The organism is Candidatus Amarobacter glycogenicus (assembly GCF_016704105.1).
GTDB classification, from domain to species: domain Bacteria; phylum Chloroflexota; class Dehalococcoidia; order Tepidiformales; family Tepidiformaceae; genus Amarobacter; species Amarobacter glycogenicus.
The window spans coordinates 263,309-282,355 of sequence record NZ_JADJAT010000019.1; the positions used below are offsets into that span (position 1 = coordinate 263,309).

Annotated in this window: 23 protein-coding genes; 5 read left to right on the forward strand and 18 right to left on the reverse strand. The window is 65.1% G+C overall.

The features are described 5' to 3' along the window. Positions 1 to 48: 48 nt before the first annotated feature. From IPG14_RS12520 to dnaJ, 12 genes are all read right to left on the reverse strand, one after another. The gene (locus IPG14_RS12520; RefSeq protein ID WP_343392046.1) at positions 49 to 849 is read right to left on the reverse strand and encodes an enoyl-CoA hydratase; all 801 of its coding nucleotides are present in this window, start codon (positions 847 to 849) and stop codon (positions 49 to 51) included. A gap of 29 nt (positions 850 to 878) precedes the next feature. Beyond that, positions 879 to 1,181 (reverse strand): hypothetical protein, encoded by a 303-nt coding sequence (locus IPG14_RS12525; RefSeq protein ID WP_343385884.1) that lies wholly within the window; start codon positions 1,179 to 1,181, stop codon positions 879 to 881. A 44-nt stretch (positions 1,182 to 1,225) separates the two neighbouring features. Continuing rightward, positions 1,226 to 2,548: a glutamine synthetase family protein gene (locus IPG14_RS12530; protein WP_343387581.1), complete on the reverse strand. Its 1,323-nt coding sequence runs from the start codon at positions 2,546 to 2,548 to the stop codon at positions 1,226 to 1,228. Positions 2,549 to 2,644: 96 nt separating this feature from the next. Further along, positions 2,645 to 3,574, reverse strand: a complete 930-nt coding sequence (locus tag IPG14_RS12535) for a YbjN domain-containing protein (RefSeq protein ID WP_343392047.1) — start codon at positions 3,572 to 3,574, stop codon at positions 2,645 to 2,647. Between the two features lie 21 nt (positions 3,575 to 3,595). Next, positions 3,596 to 4,063: a hypothetical protein gene (locus IPG14_RS12540; RefSeq protein WP_343392048.1), complete on the reverse strand. Its 468-nt coding sequence runs from the start codon at positions 4,061 to 4,063 to the stop codon at positions 3,596 to 3,598. Then, positions 4,060 to 5,493 (reverse strand): hypothetical protein, encoded by a 1,434-nt coding sequence (locus IPG14_RS12545; protein WP_343392049.1) that lies wholly within the window; start codon positions 5,491 to 5,493, stop codon positions 4,060 to 4,062. Before IPG14_RS12545 ends, IPG14_RS12540 begins: the two co-directional genes overlap by 4 nt. Before the next feature lie 43 nt (positions 5,494 to 5,536). Further along, on the reverse strand, positions 5,537 to 6,841 hold the full coding sequence (rimO, locus tag IPG14_RS12550) for a 30S ribosomal protein S12 methylthiotransferase RimO (protein ID WP_343392050.1): 1,305 nt from the start codon (positions 6,839 to 6,841) through the stop codon (positions 5,537 to 5,539). Further along, the gene (locus IPG14_RS12555; protein ID WP_343385889.1) at positions 6,841 to 7,779 is read right to left on the reverse strand and encodes a helix-turn-helix domain-containing protein; all 939 of its coding nucleotides are present in this window, start codon (positions 7,777 to 7,779) and stop codon (positions 6,841 to 6,843) included. Before IPG14_RS12555 ends, rimO begins: the two co-directional genes overlap by 1 nt. A 78-nt stretch (positions 7,780 to 7,857) precedes the next feature. After that, a complete protein-coding gene (locus IPG14_RS12560) occupies positions 7,858 to 8,667 on the reverse strand; it encodes an isocitrate lyase/PEP mutase family protein (protein ID WP_343392051.1) in 810 nt (269 codons plus the stop codon). Positions 8,668 to 8,669: 2 nt separating this feature from the next. After that, a complete protein-coding gene (locus tag IPG14_RS12565) occupies positions 8,670 to 9,041 on the reverse strand; it encodes a nuclear transport factor 2 family protein (RefSeq protein ID WP_343385891.1) in 372 nt (123 codons plus the stop codon). A gap of 51 nt (positions 9,042 to 9,092) precedes the next feature. Further along, a complete protein-coding gene (locus tag IPG14_RS12570; protein ID WP_343392052.1) occupies positions 9,093 to 10,022 on the reverse strand; it encodes a 50S ribosomal protein L11 methyltransferase in 930 nt (309 codons plus the stop codon). 34 nt (positions 10,023 to 10,056) lie between these two features. After that, positions 10,057 to 11,190, reverse strand: a complete 1,134-nt coding sequence (gene dnaJ, locus IPG14_RS12575) for a molecular chaperone DnaJ (protein WP_343392053.1) — start codon at positions 11,188 to 11,190, stop codon at positions 10,057 to 10,059. A 93-nt stretch (positions 11,191 to 11,283) separates the two neighbouring features. On the opposite strand from dnaJ, the gene IPG14_RS12580 reads away from it, so the two are divergent. After that, on the forward strand, positions 11,284 to 11,751 hold the full coding sequence (locus IPG14_RS12580; protein WP_343392054.1) for a DinB family protein: 468 nt from the start codon (positions 11,284 to 11,286) through the stop codon (positions 11,749 to 11,751). Between the two features lie 122 nt (positions 11,752 to 11,873). After that, positions 11,874 to 13,178 (forward strand): MFS transporter, encoded by a 1,305-nt coding sequence (locus tag IPG14_RS12585; RefSeq protein WP_343392055.1) that lies wholly within the window; start codon positions 11,874 to 11,876, stop codon positions 13,176 to 13,178. Here the strand turns inward: IPG14_RS12585 and trxB are convergent. Continuing rightward, positions 13,157 to 14,080 (reverse strand): thioredoxin-disulfide reductase, encoded by a 924-nt coding sequence (trxB, locus tag IPG14_RS12590; RefSeq protein ID WP_343392056.1) that lies wholly within the window; start codon positions 14,078 to 14,080, stop codon positions 13,157 to 13,159. The genes IPG14_RS12585 and trxB overlap by 22 nt on opposite strands. 79 nt (positions 14,081 to 14,159) lie before the next feature. Beyond that, a complete protein-coding gene (gene trxA, locus IPG14_RS12595) occupies positions 14,160 to 14,486 on the reverse strand; it encodes a thioredoxin (RefSeq protein WP_343385897.1) in 327 nt (108 codons plus the stop codon). A gap of 98 nt (positions 14,487 to 14,584) precedes the next feature. Between trxA and IPG14_RS12600 the strand changes: the two genes are divergently transcribed. Further along, complete coding sequence (locus IPG14_RS12600) at positions 14,585 to 14,866, forward strand: metal-sensitive transcriptional regulator (protein WP_343392057.1); 282 nt, start codon at positions 14,585 to 14,587, stop codon at positions 14,864 to 14,866. A 10-nt stretch (positions 14,867 to 14,876) separates the two neighbouring features. On the opposite strand, the gene IPG14_RS12605 is transcribed toward IPG14_RS12600, so the two are convergent. Together IPG14_RS12605 and IPG14_RS12610 are read right to left on the reverse strand one after the other, a co-directional pair. Next, a complete protein-coding gene (locus IPG14_RS12605; protein WP_343385899.1) occupies positions 14,877 to 15,686 on the reverse strand; it encodes an aldolase/citrate lyase family protein in 810 nt (269 codons plus the stop codon). A gap of 8 nt (positions 15,687 to 15,694) precedes the next feature. Next, the gene (locus IPG14_RS12610; protein ID WP_343387573.1) at positions 15,695 to 16,231 is read right to left on the reverse strand and encodes a DinB family protein; all 537 of its coding nucleotides are present in this window, start codon (positions 16,229 to 16,231) and stop codon (positions 15,695 to 15,697) included. A gap of 123 nt (positions 16,232 to 16,354) precedes the next feature. On the opposite strand from IPG14_RS12610, the gene IPG14_RS12615 reads away from it, so the two are divergent. Together IPG14_RS12615 and IPG14_RS12620 are read left to right on the forward strand one after the other, a co-directional pair. Continuing rightward, positions 16,355 to 17,194 carry a MerR family transcriptional regulator gene (locus IPG14_RS12615; RefSeq protein ID WP_343385901.1) on the forward strand — a complete coding sequence of 280 codons (840 nt, stop codon included), beginning with the start codon at positions 16,355 to 16,357 and terminating at the stop codon, positions 17,192 to 17,194. A gap of 5 nt (positions 17,195 to 17,199) precedes the next feature. After that, positions 17,200 to 17,583, forward strand: coding sequence for a VOC family protein (locus IPG14_RS12620; protein WP_343392058.1), 384 nt, complete (start codon positions 17,200 to 17,202; stop codon positions 17,581 to 17,583). On the opposite strand, the gene IPG14_RS12625 is transcribed toward IPG14_RS12620, so the two are convergent. Further along, positions 17,580 to 18,197 (reverse strand): hypothetical protein, encoded by a 618-nt coding sequence (locus IPG14_RS12625; protein ID WP_343392059.1) that lies wholly within the window; start codon positions 18,195 to 18,197, stop codon positions 17,580 to 17,582. The two genes, IPG14_RS12620 and IPG14_RS12625, sit on opposite strands and share 4 nt — an antisense overlap. Continuing rightward, positions 18,152 to 18,937, reverse strand: coding sequence for a phosphatase PAP2 family protein (locus IPG14_RS12630; protein WP_343392060.1), 786 nt, complete (start codon positions 18,935 to 18,937; stop codon positions 18,152 to 18,154). Before IPG14_RS12630 ends, IPG14_RS12625 begins: the two co-directional genes overlap by 46 nt. Between the last annotated feature and the right edge of the window lie 110 nt (positions 18,938 to 19,047).

Consider the following 19,047-nt stretch of genomic DNA (forward strand, 5'->3'; position numbering starts at 1 on the left):
TCGCGCCAGTCTAACTGAATCGAGCGAAGGACATCTCGGTCTCGGCGGTTATCGCCCTTCGAAGACTGGCGTCGCTTTCTCGACGAAGGCGCGCGCGGCATTCAGGTGGTCCTGCGTCTTGCCGCTGGCAATCATGTTCTCAGCCTCCCGCTGGAGCGTGTCGGCGAAGGTGTTGGTCGCGCCGAAGCTGAAGTTGTCCTTGATACGGCCGAAGGCAAGGGTCGGGCCCGCGGCCAGGCGGTCTGCAAGCGCCATCGTTTCGTCCATCAGGGAGTCGTGAGGCACGACCTTCGAGACGAGCCCGAGTTCCAACGCCTGCTGCGCCGAGATGACGTCGGAAAGGAAGTACAACTCCTTCGCCTTGAGCGGGCCTACGAGCCGCTGCAGGAGCCAGGTGCCACCGAAGTCGCCGCTGAAGCCAACTTTCGCGAAGGCCGTCGTGTAGCGGGACTGGTCGCTCGCGACGCGCAGGTCGGCAGCAAGGGCGACGCTAAGGCCGGCGCCCGCGGCGACGCCGTTCACGGCGCAGATCGTCGGCTTCGGCATCTCGGCAAGCAGGCGAGACACCTCTTCTTGCTGCCGGAGCACGTCGACACGGCTTACCACGGGGCCGCTGCGGCTTCCATCGGCATTCCCGGAAGCCATCGCTTTGACATCACCCCCGGCAGAAAAGGCACGACCGTTGCCGGTGATAACCAGGCAGCGGATGGCCGGATCATCGGCCGCCTGGCGAGCGACCCGGAACATCGTGTCGAGCATCTCCGGGTTCATCGCGTTCATCGACTCGGGCCGGTTGAGCGTCATGATGGCGACAGCGCCGCGATTTGCGAGGAGGACGGTTTCAGACATTGTTGGGGCTCCGTTGTTGGGGTCGTGAATCAGACTGAATCCGGCGGGGGGAGGTCCTTCGCCAGCCTGTCGTAGCGGCGAGCGAGCTTGCCGACATCGGGAGTGGGACCAAGAGCGCTGTTCACTTCCTTGCCCCACTTCGCTTCGGCTTCAACAATCTGGTCCGAGAGGGTTTTCTGCCGGATGACCTTGCTGATGATGCGGCGCATCTCATGGCCTTTTTCGCGGCCGGCTGTCTTGCACTTCGGGGGTACGACGGGCGTGGCCATACTGCGGGCAAAGACCTCGTCACGCGAGCCGCACTTCACGCAGGAGAATTCGTAGAAGGGCATAGACCGCATCGTACGCCGCTCGACCGGGCGCGGCCACTGTGCCGCTACAGGATCGGCAGGTACTCGGCCAGCTCGAAATCCGTGATGTGGCGGCGATAGCGGTCCCACTCGATCCGCTTGTTGGCGATGAGTGACTCGAAGACATGGTCGCCAAGGGCAGAACGCAGGAACGGGGACTGCTCGGCCACCTCAATGGCCTCGATGAGGCTCCCGGGGAGAGTGGCGATGCCGCGCGATGCGCGTTCTTCGGCGCGGAGTTCGAAGACATTGCCTTCGACCGGCGGCGGCAACTGGCGCTCGTTTTCGATGCCGTCCAGCCCGGCCGCGAGCATCACGGCGAAGGCGAGGTAGGGGTTACAGGCGGGGTCGGGCGAGCGATACTCGATGCGGGTGTGGGTTTCCTTGCCGGGCTTGTACTCCGGGATGCGGATGAGGTCGCTGCGGTTGCGGCGCGCCCAGCTGAGGTACACCGGCGCTTCGAACCCGGGAAGCAAGCGCTTGTAGCTATTGACCCACTGGTTCGTGACCAGGGTGAGCGCGCGCGCATTGTGCAGCAGACCGGCGATGTATCCCCGCGCGATGGCGCTCAGGTGGTATTCGTCCGAGACATCGAAGAAGGCGTTGCGCTCGCCTTTGAAAAGCGACTGATGAACGTGCATGCCGCTGCCGTTCTGGTCGGCCATCGGCTTGGGCATGAACGTGGCGTAGACCCCGTTGGTAGTGGCGATCTCCTTGACCACCAGCCGGTAGGTCATCGCGGCATCGGCCATCGTCAGAGCATCGGTGTAGCGGAGCGCGATCTCGTGCTGGCTCTGGGCCACTTCGTGGTGGCTGTACTCGACTTCGATACCCATGGCTTCGAGGGTCAGGACGGTCTCGCGGCGGAGGTCGCTCCCGGCATCGGAGATCTGATCGAAGTAGCCGCCCCGGTCGAGCGGGACACGGCCGCCCGAATCCTTGAAGTAGAAGTACTCCATCTCGGGGCTGACGTAGAACGTGTAGCCGAGATCGGCGGCGCGCTTCAATTGGCGCTTGAGCACCTGGCGCGGGTCGCCTTCGAAAGCCGTGCCATCCGGGTGGTGGATGTCACAGAACATTCGGGCGACACCAGATTCGCGTGGCCGCCACGGGACGAGCTGGAAGGTCGCAGGGTCGGGCCGGGCGACCATGTCGGACTCGTCGATGCGGGCGAACCCTTCGATACTCGAACCATCGAAGCCCATCCCCTCTTCGAGCGCTTTTTCGAGTTCTTCGACCGTGATCGCGAAACTCTTCAGCGCGCCGACGATGTCGGTGAACCAGAGGCGAATGAACTTCACGTCGTTCTCGCGGCACGCCGAAATCACGTAGTCAGCAGATTCAGTCATCCCAAACCTCTTCCGGGGCACGCACTTCCAGCCACGCTACGAAGATAGCCGGTTTGTGTTTCGATTGTGCTACGAGCGCGAGACTGGGGCGGGGCCTTAACGCTCCACCATCTCGACGGCCGCCGGTGGCGTCATACGGCCGTCTCGGACCGCCTCGAGGGACGGGAGGTAGTGATCCATTGTCGCGACGTTCGGTTCGAACAAGCCATCGAAGAGGCCGACGCTGAGGTGGTCTCCGCTCACATTGAGACTGGTCTTGAACCGCACCTCGCCGTCGGAGAAGTCCATCTCGAAGTTGCCGAGCGGCAGCCCGAAGTTGATCCGCGTGATTAGTTCAGCCATCTCGTTTCGCTGGCTTTCCGGAGTCCCCCACGAGACCTGGGAGTACACAGTGCAACGGCTCTCTGCCCGGCGGGCGACGATGAAGCAGGCCCACTCCCCGTTTTCGCCGGTGATCTCAGCGCGGATGACTTCTTCGTCGCTCGTCTCTTCCCATTCGAAGCCCCGTTCCTCGAGTGCGCCGGCGGCGATTGCCAGCATCGGCAAGACCATGTAGTCGCCGCTTCCCGCGTGGACCGTGCTGTAGCCCTCGCGGAGGCCGCCCCCTTCGGCGTCGCGCATCACTTCGACCGTGACGTGGAGGGCGAACCAGCTTTCGGTTTCGAGGAGTGGCGAGCCGACTTCGAGTTTGGAGAACCTCGGCCCGACGTCGACAATATCGGTTCCCAGCGCCGAAATAGCCGGGAGCAACGCGGGGTGGAGGCGGGCCTCGATCTGCACATCCGAGCCAGGCTCGAAGTGGCTGCTGCCCGGGCCACGGGCTCCGGCATCCAGGTGGAAGCGCGCCTCACGGTCGATCCGGGCGTAGACGTCGGGCGTAACCGTGAAGGTGAGCCGCGCCGCATGGAGGACTCCGTCTTCGGTCTCCAGGGCGAGGTCGTCGCCGTGGGCGTCGAGTCTTTCACCGTCTGCCGCGGCGAACGTCAGCTCACCGTCGATCGCCCAGTGGCTCGTCGTGTCGCTCACGGAACACCACCGCTTCCCACGCTAGTCAACGGCCCAGGAACCACCGCTGTAAATCACGCGGATGAGGCGCTGGCCCTTCTTCACCTTCATCTCGAAGACTCCGGCGTTGACCTCCATGCCCTTGATGTACTCAACCTTCAGCTCAAACGTGAACGCCTTCTCATTGAAGTCGTAAATGCCCTGGAGCGAAAGCTTGAGGTCGACCGGGGCAGCGAATCCGGGGGGGGGCTGGCCGACTTCGTACTTGGGGACGAACGCTTCCTTCGGCACGCCTGCGAGCTGGGTCAAGGCAGTCGCACCGTTCTCGCAGCCACCGGTGATTTCGCCGACGTTCTGGCTGGTCGAGCGCTTGTCCCTGGCAGCACCCGTGGCGGCAGCGCGAATGCCCTTCGCGGCGCTCGCCGCAAGCGGCATGATGTAGCCGCCAAGGCCGCCGCCAACCAGTTCGGTCATCGGGATCGTGGCACTGGCTTCGAGGCCGACCTTCACCGATTGAGTTTCGCGAGGCCTTCGTTTCGCTCCTGCGTCGACCAGTCGATGCCGACCTTGAGAGCGCCTCCGAAAGGGCCGCCTTTGGCTGAGAACCCGAACTCCAGGTGGTGGACGCTCTCGCCCAGGTGGTGGGTCTGGCCTCGCACCGTCGGGAGCTTGTCGGCTTCGCCGAGCTTTCCCCCGTGCTTCTGTTTGAGGGCCTTTACCGAATTGTAGTCGTAGTGCTGGCCGGTGCTGTACTGCCCTGTCCCTTCGAGCTCCGCTACACCGCCAACACCACCCTTCGCCTTCGCCCCGATCAGCCCGCCGGTCTCGACGTAGGCACCGCCCTCATCGGAATCCGCTGCCGCGAAGGTGCTCTTGTCCTTGAAGTTCTCTTTTTCGACCTTCGCTGCCCACTTCTCGGCCCGTTTCCATCCTACCGAGGTGCCCGAGCCGCCCCAGATGAAGTTCGCGACCTCGTTCGGGATGACCTTCGATTCCCGGAACCGGCGGTAGACGCCATAGGAGATGAGCTCGAGCGCTTTTTCGGGTGTGCCTCCTTGCGATTCGAGGTACATGCCGAGTTCGCCACCGATTTCGGCCACGTTGCCGATCTTCGCACCCCCGACCACGGCAAGCTCGAAACGCATCTTCATGGCCTGCTTCTTCATGCGTTCGACGGAGGCCTTTACGCGGAAGCCCAGGTAACCTGCTCCGCTCGGGTCGACCGGCACCTTGATGGCGACTTCGATCTCCCCGGTGTCGCCCGAGGCAGGAGCCGCAGCGCTGAAGATCGGCCCCAGTTTCGCAAGGATGGAGGAGAAGTTCCCTTCCATCTCGGTCTTCAGCTTGTTCTCGGTGCGTTCGACGGGCTTCTGGTCCTGCCCCATGTACTCGCGCGACTTGTCGCGGATCTCGGTGAGCTCTTTCAGTTCGGCCTTTGCGTCGATCTCGAGCCTGGAGAGGCCTGGGATTCGCTTCTTGCTGCGGGATGTGTCCCCTTCGTGCGTGTCCTTCCAGACCGCGATGTTCTCGACAATCTCGTGGAGGATATTCAACGCCCGGTCCTGGGTGCCGCCGGGTTGAAGGTGCATCCCGTTCTTGCGGATGCCGTGGTACTCCTCGAGCAAATCGTCGAGCGCCTTCATGGTCTTGCCGCGGCCAGAAAGGAATCCGGCGTCGGTCTGCTTCTTGAACTCGTCCCGCGTCCAGAGCCGCTGCAGTGCCATGGGCTTGCGCGACTGCACGGGGGGAGAGGGCGAACGAACCGCGGCGAACACCGCGCGATTGCCCGCCAGCCGCTGCAGATCGATGAGACTTTGCTCAGCGGCGACGGCGCCTGATTGCGGGGAGTGATTCAGTGCTGGCCCGGTCAGGCGGGCCGGCCCGGAGGGCTGCCTCCCTGGCGCTTTCAGACCACGGACGACGGCACGGGAAGTTCCCATAGCGCGGTAGCTTACGCTGGCCGCCGCGCCTGCCGATAGGCGGCTAGCGAACTACTGTCGCGAAGAGATCATAATCCGCGGCCTCATCGATGCGGACGCGGACGCGCTTACCCATGGTCGCCATGCCCCGGGCGATCACGAGGCCGTCAACCTCCGGGGCTTCGCGGTAGGTTCGGCCCGCGATGACCGGTGCGCCATCTTCGTCTTCACCGGTGCCTTCCACGAGGAAATCGAGTTCACGGCCGACGAAACGGCGCGCCTGCTTCGCCGCGATCTTTCGCTGCTGGCGCATGAAGCGGTCCCGTCGCTCGAACTTCACTTCGTCCGGAACCTGGGCGTCCATTTCGAACGCGCCGGTCCATTGCTGGCGCGAGTAGGTGAAGCAACCGGCATGGTCGAAGCGGATGGCCCTGGCGAAGTCCAGGAGTTCCTTGAACTCGGCCTCGGTCTCGCCGGGAAATCCTGCGATGAACGACGTGCGGAGGACGATCTCGGGCATCGCTGAGCGAAGATCCTCGATGGACCTCAGGACATTATCGAGATTGCTCGGACGCTTCATCCGGCGGAGGACGGCCTCGCTGCCGTGCTGGAGCGGGACGTCCAGGTAGGGAATGACATTGGCGAGGCGGGCCATCGTCTCGATGAGCTGCGGGGAGACGCGGCTGGGGTAGGCGTACATCAAGCGGAGCCAGGCGCCGGGAACCGCCTCGCTCACCATTTCGAGCAGGCCCGGCAACCCCGAGCCCACGGGCATCCGCAGGTCCTCGCCCCACGCGGTTGTGTCCTGGCCAACGAGCACGAGTTCCTTCGCCCCGGCGGCTGCGAGCCGCTGCGCTTCCTTCACCAGCATGCCGGCCGGCGCCGAACGCAGCCCGCCCTTGATCTTCGGGATGACGCAGAACGTGCACGGGGCGTCGCATCCATCGGAGATCTTGAGGTACGCGGATGGGCCGCTGACCTTCACGTTGCTCTCGGGAATGTCGTGGATGGCATCGACATCCACGCTCAGGAGACGCGCGACGTCCTGCCATTGACCGACTCCGAAGACGTGGTCGATGGCCGGGTTCTCTTCCTTCACCTGGCGGCCGTAGAGCTGGGTCATGCAACCGGCGACGATGAGCGTCTGGCCTTCGCGCTTGTTCCGCGAAAGCTCTCGGACGGCTTCCATGGATTGTTCCTGGCTCTGCTCGATGAAACCGCAGGTGTTCACGATGATGGCATCGGCCCCCTCGGGCTGGAGGACGGGCAGGAGTTCACCGCCCGTGAGCAACCGTTCCAGGTGCTCGCTGTCGACATCGTTCTTCGGGCAACCGAGCGTGACGACGTGGTAAGTCCGAGGGACGGCCACTACTGGCCCTCGCTGATGGCGATTTGCACGGTCTGCCCCTGCGCCAGTTCTATGCCCGGGACGGGCGTCTGGTCGAAGACGGTGCCTTTTTCGGCAGCGTTCTTCGCACGGATCTCGCGCACTACGTATCCGGCGGCCGCAAGCATCTGCTTCGCCTCCGTTTCCGTGCGGCCGATGAGGGTCGGGACGATGCCGGGAGCGGTGTTGTTGGCGGCCCCAGAGGCGGAGGTGCTCGTGGCGAGGTTGCCATCGGCCGACTGCGCCGAGTCGATCCCGGTGCCAGGGGGCGCATCGTCGCCACCGCCGAGGTTCGAAATCAAGATGGCAAGAAGGACGGCGCCAAGAATGACGCCGAGGGCGGCGATCGCGACGACCACGGAACGTGTTTGCGCCGCGGGGTCCGTCTTGATGCGGTTCGCGGGGTTGGGCACGCCGATATCGACACCGATGACCGGCTCCCATGCGGCTTCCGGCTCGGAAACCGGTGCTGCTGCTTTCTTCGCCGGGCGGCCGAGTGGCGTCGGCCGGGTCATGGGGCGTGGGGCCGCCTCTTCGCGACGGATGTGGGGAAGAGGCTGTTGCTGGACCGGTTCGGGCGGGGCCGAGGCCCGCCATGTCGGCCGCGCCGCTGAGACCGGGCTCACCGGGTTATCGCGGCTCGCGCGTTGCTGCGGTGCGTTCGCATCGGCCGCCCGCTGGTAATCCGGGTCGTCTTCGCGGGGGAACATCGCGAGTGCTTCCGAAGGGTCGATGCCGAGGTATTGGGAGTAGGACCGGAGGAAGCCGCGCGCATAGACAGGCGCCGGTATGACCTCGAACTGCTCGGCTTCGAGCGCCTGGAGGTACCGGCGTGAGATACGTGTATCGCGTTCCGCGTCTTCGAGCGTCAGCCCGCGCGCTTCACGCGCGCGAGTCAGCAGGCTCCCCAGTTCACCCATGTCTCTGTCCTAAAGGGTACCTGCGAACGTACCAGAGCGACGGTCTAGGCGGTAGAAGGCCGCGATGGCAGTGCATGTTCAGGCGTCATCCCGGCGCAGCAGCCGCGTGACTGGCTCAACCGAGAGGTCAGCTTCCGGGACATGGACGCGTCCGCTATCGCGCAGTTCCTCGAGTGCACGGCGGAAGTCACTGAAGTGGCGCAGCATCAGCCCGAGGTGGATGTAGACGGCAAATCCCAGGCGGTTCGCTTCTTCCGGCGTAACGAGCCACGAATTGAGCAGCTGCGGGACCCCGGCGAGGTCGACCGCCGCACGCTCGACATCCTCGCGGGTCTTGAGCCCGTCCATGAACACCATGTCAGCCCCGGCGGCCCGGTAGTCGCGAAGGCGAGCGATGGCATCGTCCCAGCCGTTTGGCTGGTAGGCGTCGCTGCGGGCGATGATGACGAGGTCCGGGCTGGTGCGGGCAGCTACGGCTGCGCGAACTTTCAACACCATTTCCCCGGCCGGGATGACCCGTTTGCCTTCGAGGAACCCGCACCGCTTCGGCCAGTCCTGGTCTTCAATGTGCAGCGCCGCAACCCCGGCGCGCTCGTAGAGGGCCACCGTCCGGGCGATGTTGGTTTCGTTGCCGTAGCCCGTGTCGGCATCCGCGATGACAGGGACGCCGACGGCCGCGGCAATCCGCGCGGCGTTCGCCGACATCTCGCCGAGCCCGATCAGGCCCATGTCCGGCAGCCCGTAGGACGCTGCCGTCCCGAAGCCGGTCATGTAGACGGCTTCGAAGCCTGCGGCCTCAGCGAGGCGGGCCTGGACACCATCGAAGACGAACGGCGCCACCACCGTCCCGCGGTCCATGAGTTCGCGCAGGCGCGCGCCGCTGTTCACCGTCAGGACCTCAGTGCCGCGGTCTGGGCCGAGTCAAGGTACTCGTCCAGGCGGGTGATATGCCCGTCCCGCACCTCGCAGACGATGCAGGCGGGGATTTCGAGAGGAGCGCCGTTGGGCGCGACGCCGCGGAGCACGTGCTGTTCGACGAATCCCGTGGGCGTTTCATGGCGGCGAACCTCCTCGTAGCGCATGTCCTTGATATTCCGGGTCACCCAGCCGAGGACCTTCAGGTTCCTATCCGGGGTTTGTTCCGCCTTCTCGTCGTTGTGCCAGATGACCGCATCCGGCGCGTAGATAGCACGGACGGCATCGATATCACCGCGCGAGATCGCGGCGAAGAACAGGTCGCAGAGTTCAAGATTGGTCGGCATGGCCGCTGATTCTCCGTCCGGTGCCGGGGATTGTCGAACCGCGGATCGCCTTCATGCCTTGCGCAGGTGGATGCAACACCAGTCGCGCTCTTCGGTCACTGCCAGTTGCTCGAACCCCTGGGCCGCCATTGCGGCGACAACGCCCGGAGCGTCCACAGCGAGGATTCCCGAAAGGACGATATCGCCGCCCGGCTTCACCACGACACCGAAGACCTCGGCGAGGGCCGTATTGGCCGGGGTGCTGATGTTCGAAACCGCGAGATCGTAGCGCCCGGCGTGATCGGATCGGAGTGTGCCAGCCGAGATTTCGACCTCGGCTCCGATGCCGTTCGCATCGCAATTGCGGCGGGCGATCTCAGCGGCGATGGGGTCGATATCAATGGCCACTACACGCGGCGCTCCGAGCTTCGCCGCGGCGATCGATAGAACGCCGGAGCCCGTGCCCACGTCCAGCATCGTGACCCCGGGGCGGGCCAACCCGTCGAGGGCCGCCAGGCAGAGGCGGGTCGTCTCGTGGTGCCCCGTGCCGAATGCCTGTCCCGGGTCGAGCCAGATGGCGATCTGCCCGGGACGGACTTCGTGTTCCACCCAGGTGGGGATGATGACGACACGGCCGCCCGTTTCGACCACGCCGAAGAACTCCCGCCAGGAGACTGCCCAGTCCTGCTCGTAGATGGGCTTCGCCGTGAGTTGGACCGCGGGGTATGCCTCCATCCCGGTGCGAAGGTCGTTCACGAGGATCGCGCCCAGTTCGGACGCCGGCAGATAGGCACGCACGAGCACGGGTTCGCCGCCGCGAACGCTAAAGCCCATTTCCGGGCCGAGGATATCGATCGGGTGTTCGACCGTGATCCCGCCGGGAGCAACGGAGAGCATCAGCGCCGACACCTCTTCGACGAGGGCCGGCGGAGTGAGCGCGGTAATCTCATACCAGAGCGCCCCATCTGCTGTTCGGGGCTGGGCAGTGGGACGCGGTGTCAACCCGTAATCCAAATTCGCCAATCCAGGTCCTGGCTCAACCGGCCATCGCATCGCGGATGCGCTCGAAGAAGCCGCGGTTTCGCTTCGGGAGAGTCGGCGTGCCCATCGTCTGGGCGAGCTGTTCGAGGAGGCCTCGCTGCTCGTCGGTGAGCGATTCGGGCACGACGACGGTGACGCGGATGACCATGTCGCCTCGACCTGTGCCCCGGAGGTGGGGCACGCCCTTGCCCCGCAGGACGAAGTCTTCTCCACTCTGCGTCCCGGCCGGGATTTCCATTTCCACTTCGCCATCGAGCGTCGGGACGTTCAGCTCGGCGCCGAGGGCAGCCTGGGCGACGTTGATCGGCAGTTCGAGGACGATGTGGTCTTCGACTCGCTGGAAGCGCTCGTGCTCAGCGATGTTTAGGACGACGTAGAGGTTGCCCTGCTCACCACCGCGAGCACCGGCTTCGCCCTCATTCGAAATCCGGATCTGGGCGCCATCATCGACGCCCGCCGGCACTTTGACCGCGATCTTGCGAGTCTGGCGGGTGCGGCCAGTGCCCCGGCACTCTTCGCACGGGTTGGGGACGATGCGGCCCTCGCCCGAGCAGCGCGCACAGGCGGTCACGTTTACGAACTGCCCGAAGATACTCTGTTGCGAACGGCGGATTTCGCCCGCGCCGTTGCATTCGGGGCAGGTGGCAAGTTCGGTGCCCGGCTCGGCGCCCTTGCCGGCGCAGGTGGCGCACCGCTCCTGGCGCTGGAACTCGATTTCCTTTTCAGCGCCGAAGACGGCTTCTTCGAAGGTGAGACGCATGTTGTAACGAAGGTCCGCACCGCGGGCTGGCCCACGCCGCCGGCGCCCGCCGCGGGAACCGCCGCCGAAAAAGGTCTCGAAGATGTCGCCGAAGCCGTCGAAGTGCGAGAACCCATCGAATCCGCCGGGCCCGCCTGTTCCGTCTACGCCGGCGTGGCCGAAGCGGTCGTAGGCGCCGCGCTTTTGGTCATCGGAGAGGACCTCGTAGGCCTGGTTTATCTCCTTGAACTTCTCAGCTGCGTCCTCGGAGCCGTTGCGGTCCGGGTGGTACTCCATGGCGAGCTTGCGATAGGCGCGCTTGAGCTCCTGGGCATCCGCCGACCGCTCGACACCGAGCACTTCGTAGTAGTCGCGCTGTCCTGTCGCCATCGACTTAGCAGTGTACCAAACAGAGTGCTAAGCGTGGGGCCGCTTTGGCCACGGCAGGAACAGGGAACCGCCATCCTGTACAGTTCAGGCCCGATGGCGAAACTTCCCGAACACCTCGTCGAGCCACTGGAACGATTCGTCGCGGGCGCGTCTCTTATCCGCGAGGCGATCCGAGGGGCAGACCCGGGCGCTATCTCGCGCCCAAACACGGAGGGCTGGTCGGTCCGCGACATCCTTGTCCACCTCAGTGACGCGGAAATGGTGAGGGCAACGCGTATCCGGCTTGTCCTCGCCGGCGATGAGCCGCCTCTTTTCACGTTTGATGAAGGCACATGGAAGCGGAAGCTGCACTATCTCTGGCGCAGCCCGGAGGCAGCGATCGCGCTCTTCGACCAGCTCCGGTTCACGACCATCGAGATCCTGCGCCAGCTCGACATGAAGTCGTGGGACAAAGCGGGAGTCTTGCCCGATGGAGAGCGCCTGAGCATCGGCGAGTTGATCATCCGCGGCGCGGACCACTCGACCGCCCACGCCGAGCAGATCCACCAGATGCGAGGCTGAGGCCGGACTTCCGGAGCCTATGCGTGGACGCCGTACCGGTGGGAAGATGGCTCCACCCCTGAATCGGACTCGTGCGTGACCGAACCTGCGACCTGTGCGCCGAACCGAGGCGAGCACGCCTGATGGCTTCGGCTACGCGCAGTCCCGCACCTGGAAGTCGTTGGAAACAGAACCTCGCATTCGTCTGGATCGGGGTGTTTGTCGGATTGATGGGGGCGAACTTCGTCTTCCCCTTCATCCCGTTTTACATCAAGGAACTCGGCGTCACCAAGGAGTCGGAGGTCGCGTTTTACACGAGCCTGACTGCGAGCGCGACCGGCCTTTCCCTGACCCTGACGGCGCCGATCTGGGGCTCCCTGGCCGACCGCTACGGGCGGAAACCGATGTTCCTGCGCGCGCTGATCGGGGCGGGAGTGCTGATCGCCGTGATGGGAGTCGCCCAGGCCGTGTGGCAACTCGTGCTCCTTCGCTTCCTCATGGGTGCATTCGCCGGGACGATGGGGGCCGCCGCGGCACTGGTCGCGGCCACAACGCCGCGGGCGAAGGTCGGCTACGCGTTGGGGCTACTCCAGACCGGACAGTTCTTCGCCAACATGCTTGGGCCGGTGATCGGCGGCGTCGTCGCAGCCAGTCTCGGCATTCGCGAGTCTTTCGTCTTCTGCGCGGCGCTGTACATCGCCGCCGCGGCGCTCGTGTACTTCTTCGTCCGCGAGGAGCCGATCGATGAACCCGAAGGCGACGACGGCCGCGGGAAGCCCAGGGGCGGCAGCTTCCGGGAGAACATTGCCGCTGTTGTTTCTGAACGGCAGGTGATCTTCATGCTCTTGCTGCTGTTCAGCCTCTGGCTCAGCACGACGTTCGTCCGCCCGGTCATGCCGATCAGCATCGACAAGTTCGCCGATGGCGAACGCGTGCACCTGGAAGTGCCGGGCTGGACTGCGGACCTGAAGGAAGAAGCCGCCACAGGTCTCGTGTTCGGGGTGATTGGCCTGACGAGCACGATCGGTGCGCTCGCGGTCGCCCCTCTCGGCCAGCGCATCGGCTACCGGAACACTGTTGCGACAGCGGCACTTGTCACCGGTGCCCTTTACCCGACAGTCGCGCTGGCGAATGGGGCCGTGCCCTTCGCGCTGTTGCTCGGGGCTGTTGGGCTGTTCCAGGGGGCGATGGTCCCCGGGACGAGCGCGCTGATTGCGGCGAGCGCCCCGGAAGGTAAGCAGGGCAGCACGTTTGGCCTCGCCGCGAGCATGCAATCGCTCGCACTCATGCTCGGGCCGATCGGCGGCGGCTTCACTACAGGTGTGGCCGGGATCGAGTCCGTCTACGTGGTTATCGGACTGATCCTGCTGGCCGCCGGCGCTGCGGCATTCCTTTTCGTGCGAGAACCGAGCGGCTTCGGGAAGAATCAGCCCAGCGAAGCGAGGTAGTGCTCCGCAGAGATCGCGGCCGTAGCACCGTCACCAGCGGCACTGATGAGCTGGCGCGCTGCCTTCGTCCTGACGTCGCCCGCCACGAACAGGCCCGGCACGGTTGTGGCCATCTGGAGATCGACAATCGCGTGGCCGCCGGCATCGAGGTCCGCCAGCCCCTTGAGCAGGTGGCTGTTTGGGACCTGGCCGATGAAGACGAAGACCGCCGAAACCGGCATCACCGAGACTGTCCCAGTCTTGAGGTTCCTGAGCACCGCGCGTTCGACTGCGTCCGCACCTTCGATGCGCTCGACGACGGTGTCCCAAACGAACCGGATCTTCTCGTTCGCCCGGGCACGCTCCTGGAGGATGCCGCTGGCACGAAGCGTGTCGCGGCGATGGACGATCGTGACGGTCTTCGCGTAGCGGGTGGTGAAGAGCGCCTCTTCGACCGCCGCATCGCCGCCACCGACCACGACAACGTCCTGGCCCGTAAAGAACGCCGCATCGCAGGTCGCGCAGTAACTCACGCCGCGGCCGACGAACTCGTCTTCACCGGGCACGCCGAGCTTGTTGTAGTCGGCGCCGGCCGCCACGATGACCGCCCTCGCGCGATAGACCGCAGCTTCCGTCGCCACGGCGAATGTCCCGTCTCCTGCACGATCGAGTCTTTCGACACGCGAGTACTCGACGGTGGCGCCGAACTTTTCGGCCTGCCTGAGCATGTTCTGCGCCAGGTCAAACCCGTTGATGCCTTCTGGGAAGCCCGGGAAGTTCTCGACAACGTCGGTGGTGGCGATCTGGCCGCCGGTGACGTTGCCTTCGAATACCACCGTGGAGCGCATGGCGCGTGCGGCGTACACGGCCGCCGTCAGGCCGGCGCCGCCCCCGCCGATGATGGCGATGTCGTACCTGTCCATAGCTGTGGGCCCCTCCTTCAGGAGACGGGAAAGGCCGGGGATTCCCGGCCTTTCCTATTCAGCTCACGTACGCGAACCCTTAGACGAGCGCCTCTTCGATACGCTTCTTGAGGTCGCTCTTCGGGCGGAAGCCGACGACGGTCCCCTTGAGTTCGCCACCCTTGAAGATCAGCAGCGAAGGGATACTGCGGATGCCGAACTTGCTCGGCACCGTGGGGTTCTCGTCGGTGTTCATCTTGAAGAAGTTGAGCTTGCCGGCGTACTCCTCGCTGAGCTCCTGGACGATCGGGGCGACCATGCGGCAGGGGCCGCACCAGGGCGCCCAGAAGTCGACGAGGACGGGGAGGTCGGCCTTGAGGACATCGGCATCCCAGGTCGTATCGGTGGTTTCGCGGACATCGGACATTGTGTGTGTTCCTTTCGAGGCCCTGTACACCGGGTCCCGTTGAGATGTAGCCACAAGATACCCCCATGGGGTATGATTGTCAACACTTGGAGGGCCCCATGCAGACACCAGAAGAGACGAAGAAGCTCCTTGACAGGCTGGCGCGGATCGAGGGCCAGGTCCGCGGCCTGCGCAATATGCTCGAAGACGGCCGTTGCTGCGAGGACGTGTTGACGCAGTTGCTCGCGGTCCGCTCCGGCCTCGAAAGTGCGAGTCTCCTCGTCCTCGAAAAGCACCTGAACGACTGCGTTTTCAACGACGCCACAATGGACAACGCCACGGTCGACAAGGTACGCGAGACGCTGAAGCTCTGGAGCCGCCACACGGTAGGGGCAGGGTAGAGGGCGGACCCTACTCCACCACCCGCCGGGATCGACGCGCTGCGGCCGCATCGACGATGCGTTCGCCATGGCGCGCAACCCACAGGCCCTCGATGCGGGCCTGCTCGAAACGTTCCAGAGCCTGCTGGTGCTGGGTGCGGATTTCGTCATACGGGGTGAAGGCGGCGTTCGCGGCGGGCACATTCCGCAGTTCGCGGAGGATGATCCCGGCGAACCCGTACTGCGAGAGGTACTGCGCCTCCAGCCCGTCGGCGACGATCAGGGGGAGGCCGCCATTGGCACGAGCCGTCGCGACGACCTGGCCGCGCGCGTGCGCGAGACGGTCACCCTTCTGTTCGTCCCGCGCCCCCACGTCGTGGGCGTAGTGACGCGAGTGGAAGACGATGCCTCCGACGCGCGGCGCCGCTGAGGCGATTTCGCCGCAGCGCAGCAGCCCCCGAGCGGTATCAACCATCGGGAAGAGCAGGGTGTCGCCGGGCTCGATTCCCCGCTGCAGTTCAAACTCGCGCAGGAGGACGGCGGTATCGCGGACGTCCTGCGGCTCGACTGCGTGGTGCAGCACCACCGCTTTCACATCGGTGCTGAGCACCGCTTCCAGGTCTCCGCGCAACAGCTGCGTGCGGGGGTGGTTGACGGCGAGGAGTACAGCTTTGCCCGCGCGTGCCGCTTCGGCGACCGCGGCGGTAGCCGCACTGCGGAGGTCGTCGACGGGCAAATTGTCATCGGCGAGCGTCAAGAGGACGGCGTCAGCCTGGGATTCAAGCGCGCCCGAGAGCCCCGCGCCGGAGGCCGGGATAGAGACGATGCTGCGGAGCCGCATGGGCGATTCTAGGTCCTTCCACCAATGTAGCCGCCGACAACGATCGGCGGCGGTTGAAGTGTGGCAAGGTTCACGTCCTGCTTCAACGCCATCATGCCCTGGAGGTGGTCCAGCGCATGGCGATATATCAGCTCGGCAATCCACTGGCAGGTGAGCGGGCCCCAGCGCGTGTCATTCCGGTACCGCATCCAGGTGACGTCGTTCATGTCCCGGAAGATCGCGAGCTCTTCGTCGCGGATGCGCTGGATGTCACCGACGATGCTCGCGAGCGGCTCCATGGGCTTGTAGCGGAAGTTGTGCCAGTCACGCCGGCTGTAGTCGAGCGGGTCGAGCATTTCGGGCACGGTCGCCCAGCGCAAGAGCGGGAGGTACACCTCTTGCTCCATATCGCGCAGGTGCGAAAGGTGCTCGTGCATCGACCATTCGTAGTCGGCGGGCTTGTAATGGGCCTGGTCCTCGATGGTGCCCCGCACCGCCCAGGCAATGTCGTCAGTTACCTGGCGCAAACGCGCGGACAGCTCCGCGCGGTAGGTCGCCGTTTGCATTCGGAGTCCTCCGTATGCCACCGAGCCGGAGTATACGGCGTATCGATCACCGAAGCTAGCAATTTATCGAGCGAACGTGGAAGGGGTTGACTTTGCAGTAACTGTAAGGTTTATGGTGCAGCCATGAACGTTTCCCAGCTCGCCCGCAGCGCCGGGCTGTCGCCATCGGGCGTGCGCTGGTACGAAACGGTTGGCGTCCTGCCCGCGGCTTCACGGAACCAGAACGGTTACCGGGAGTATTCGGACCAGGACCTCCGGCTGCTCCAGCTGGTCACCACTCTTCGCCGGGTCGGGCTGACGCCGACTGATGCAGGCAGGCTCGCCCGGCTGTGCCTGGAACACGGGGCGGCAGACCCGGCAGTCAGCAGCGTGCTGGCGGAACACCGCCAGGCGGTTTCGCGTCGCCGCGAAGAACTCGGACGCCTCGAGGCCGAGCTCGGCGACCTGGAGGCCACCATCGCCGAGACGCGTCCGGATCCGAAGACCCCGCGCAGTGGGGCACAGGGGCCGATATCGACCCTCTTTCTCTGCAACGGTAACTCCGGGCGTAGCCAGATTGCCGAGGCGCTGCTTCGGCGCTACGGCGGAACGGACTTCGACGCGCGCTCGGCCGGTATCACCCCTCGCGGGATCAGCCCCATGGCGGTCCGCGCGCTCGCCGAGGGCGGCATCGATTGGAGCGGGGCCCGCTCCAAGTGCGTGGACGAACTCGCCCACCTCACGTTCGATTACGTCATCACGCTCTCGGACGCGGCACGCGAACAGTGCCCGGAGCTTCCCGGCCCCCACAATTCGCTCCACTGGCGCCTCGAAGACCCCGCCGAGGTGACGGGGACCGAGGCGGTGCGCCTGCAGGCGTACCGACGGACCGTCGACGAACTGATGCTGCGCCTCCGCCCATTCGCGGAGCTCGCGGCGCATGCCGCAGGTCGAACCTCGACCTTTCGAACTCGACTCAACTAAGGAGAATGTCCATGGATAGCACTGTTCGCGTCCGCCTGATCGTCAAGGATGTCCCGGCATCCGTCGCGTTCTACACCGGCCACTTTGGCTTTTCGCCCGAAGGGCCCCAATCGCCGGCGTTCTCTGCTGTGCGGAATGGCAACCTCTTGCTGTTGTTGAGCGGTGCCGAAAGCTCGGCGGCCCGGCCGATGCCGGACGGCCGCGTGCCCGAGCCGGGCGGCTGGACACGGTTCCAGGTCATCGTCGAGGACATCGAGGCGGAGGCCGCGAAGCTCCGCGCCGCCGGCATCACCTTTCGCAACGAGATCATCCGCGGCCCCGGAGGCGCCCAGACGGTGCTGGATGACCCGTCCGGAAACCCGGTCGAACTCTTCCAGCCGGCGGGCTAACCGGTAAGGGGGAGGCCGAAACCGGCGACGATGAGCCTCGCCGCCTCTCCCGCACTCACTCTTGTCGTGTCGATGCGCAGGTACGGCCCGAACTCGTCCAGCTCGCCGGAGTCGCTCGAAAGCCGGTACTTCGCTTCCATCTCGCGCATCACGTCATCGGTCAGGGTCGCCTGCTGGTTCGGCTTCGCCCGCACCCGGTCGGGAAAGTGGTTCCGAACTAACCGGGTTACAAACGGCGCTTCGAGTTCAGCGATGAAGGTCTTTCCGCCATGGATTCGCACTGCTTCGAACCGCGATCGGGAGATTGCCCAGTCGAGCTCTTCGTCGAAAGCCCAGGCGGCGGTGCCCACCAGGCTCACTCCGGCCGCGGCGGCCTCTTCCAGGATGCGCTGCTGAAATTCGACATGGAGCCGGGAGAACGGCCGCTCCGACCGCCGAAACACATCCAGCAGCATCTCCGCCGTGAGCGTGTTTGGCACCAAGCGGAAGCCCGTGAGGCGCGCTACCTCGCGCGCGACGGTAGCCTTGCCGACGGCCGGCGGCCCGACGATGAGGACATAGCTCATGGTCACCCGGGCGGCACGGCGGCTCCAGAAGGCCGCAGGTCCGGCCATTGGAGGTACTTCGCGATGCCGAGGGCGATCCCCAGGCCAGCGAACGACACGATTCCCCCCGCAACGGCATCCAGGATGAAGTGGTTCCCGGTCATCACTACCGAGAAGAACATCGCCGCGGGCCAGGCGAAGGCAAACGCGTAGCTCAGCGGGTGGCGGGACACCCACGCGATGACCACGCCAAGCAAGAGCGACCAGCCGAAGTGGAGGCTTGGTACGGCCGCGAACGGGTTCACGAAAGCTTCGGCTTCCTGGGCGTTGTATCCCACGCGGTCAAACGCGGCCATCGTATCGATGAACCCCGCGAACGGGATTAGCCGGGGCGGAGCGACGGGGAAGAGCCAGTACATCACGACGCCGATCGCCCCGGAAGCGAGAAATGCGTTCCGGGTGACGAAGTACGCCTTCCGGTGCCAGATGTAGAGCCAGGCGGCAACGCCGATGACGAGCGGCATGTGGCCCCAGAAGTACACCCAGTTCATCATCTTGATGAGCCAGAAGTGGTCCAGGATCCACGATTGCATTTCGAGCTCGTGGTAGAGGCTGAAGCGCTGTTCAAGCTCGATCAGGCGGATCCCGCGGACCATGGCTTCGCCGGCACGGTCCACGACGGCGCCGCGAATGGCGAAGTAGATAAGAAACGCCACGACCACGACAACGATTTCGTGCAGGCCGACGCGGCCAGTGAGGTCCCAGACCCTCCGAGCCCGGCCGGGTCGCGTGGTCGAGATAGCGGCCATCGCTTCAGCGTACCGCACTCATCGCGGGTGTTCTCTTTGCCCGCCGTTCCGTAAGCCGCCTACACTCTGCACGCTCTATCTACCAACGAAACCATTCCGGAGGGATCCGT

Excerpts from the sequence above, each read along its gene's own strand:
- dnaJ (WP_343392053.1), bottom strand. The coding sequence starts at position 11,190 with ATGGCGACAGGACAGCGCGACTACTACGAAGTGCTCGGTGTCGAGCGG.
- trxA (WP_343385897.1), bottom strand. The coding sequence starts at position 14,486 with ATGTCCGATGTCCGCGAAACCACCGATACGACCTGGGATGCCGATGTC.
- IPG14_RS12620 (WP_343392058.1), top strand. The coding sequence starts at position 17,200 with ATGTCCATGGATAGCACTGTTCGCGTCCGCCTGATCGTCAAGGATGTC.
- IPG14_RS12580 (WP_343392054.1), top strand. The coding sequence starts at position 11,284 with ATGGCGAAACTTCCCGAACACCTCGTCGAGCCACTGGAACGATTCGTC.
- IPG14_RS12565 (WP_343385891.1), bottom strand. The coding sequence starts at position 9,041 with ATGCCGACCAATCTTGAACTCTGCGACCTGTTCTTCGCCGCGATCTCG.
- IPG14_RS12555 (WP_343385889.1), bottom strand. The coding sequence starts at position 7,779 with ATGGGTGAACTGGGGAGCCTGCTGACTCGCGCGCGTGAAGCGCGCGGG.
- IPG14_RS12630 (WP_343392060.1), bottom strand. The coding sequence starts at position 18,937 with ATGGCCGCTATCTCGACCACGCGACCCGGCCGGGCTCGGAGGGTCTGG.
- IPG14_RS12585 (WP_343392055.1), top strand. The coding sequence starts at position 11,874 with ATGGCTTCGGCTACGCGCAGTCCCGCACCTGGAAGTCGTTGGAAACAG.
- IPG14_RS12625 (WP_343392059.1), bottom strand. The coding sequence starts at position 18,197 with ATGGCCGGACCTGCGGCCTTCTGGAGCCGCCGTGCCGCCCGGGTGACC.
- IPG14_RS12600 (WP_343392057.1), top strand. The coding sequence starts at position 14,585 with ATGCAGACACCAGAAGAGACGAAGAAGCTCCTTGACAGGCTGGCGCGG.
- trxB (WP_343392056.1), bottom strand. The coding sequence starts at position 14,080 with ATGGACAGGTACGACATCGCCATCATCGGCGGGGGCGGCGCCGGCCTG.
- IPG14_RS12530 (WP_343387581.1), bottom strand. The coding sequence starts at position 2,548 with ATGACTGAATCTGCTGACTACGTGATTTCGGCGTGCCGCGAGAACGAC.
- IPG14_RS12610 (WP_343387573.1), bottom strand. The coding sequence starts at position 16,231 with ATGCAAACGGCGACCTACCGCGCGGAGCTGTCCGCGCGTTTGCGCCAG.
- IPG14_RS12520 (WP_343392046.1), bottom strand. The coding sequence starts at position 849 with ATGTCTGAAACCGTCCTCCTCGCAAATCGCGGCGCTGTCGCCATCATG.
- IPG14_RS12615 (WP_343385901.1), top strand. The coding sequence starts at position 16,355 with ATGAACGTTTCCCAGCTCGCCCGCAGCGCCGGGCTGTCGCCATCGGGC.
- IPG14_RS12605 (WP_343385899.1), bottom strand. The coding sequence starts at position 15,686 with ATGCGGCTCCGCAGCATCGTCTCTATCCCGGCCTCCGGCGCGGGGCTC.
- IPG14_RS12545 (WP_343392049.1), bottom strand. The coding sequence starts at position 5,493 with ATGGGAACTTCCCGTGCCGTCGTCCGTGGTCTGAAAGCGCCAGGGAGG.
- IPG14_RS12525 (WP_343385884.1), bottom strand. The coding sequence starts at position 1,181 with ATGCCCTTCTACGAATTCTCCTGCGTGAAGTGCGGCTCGCGTGACGAG.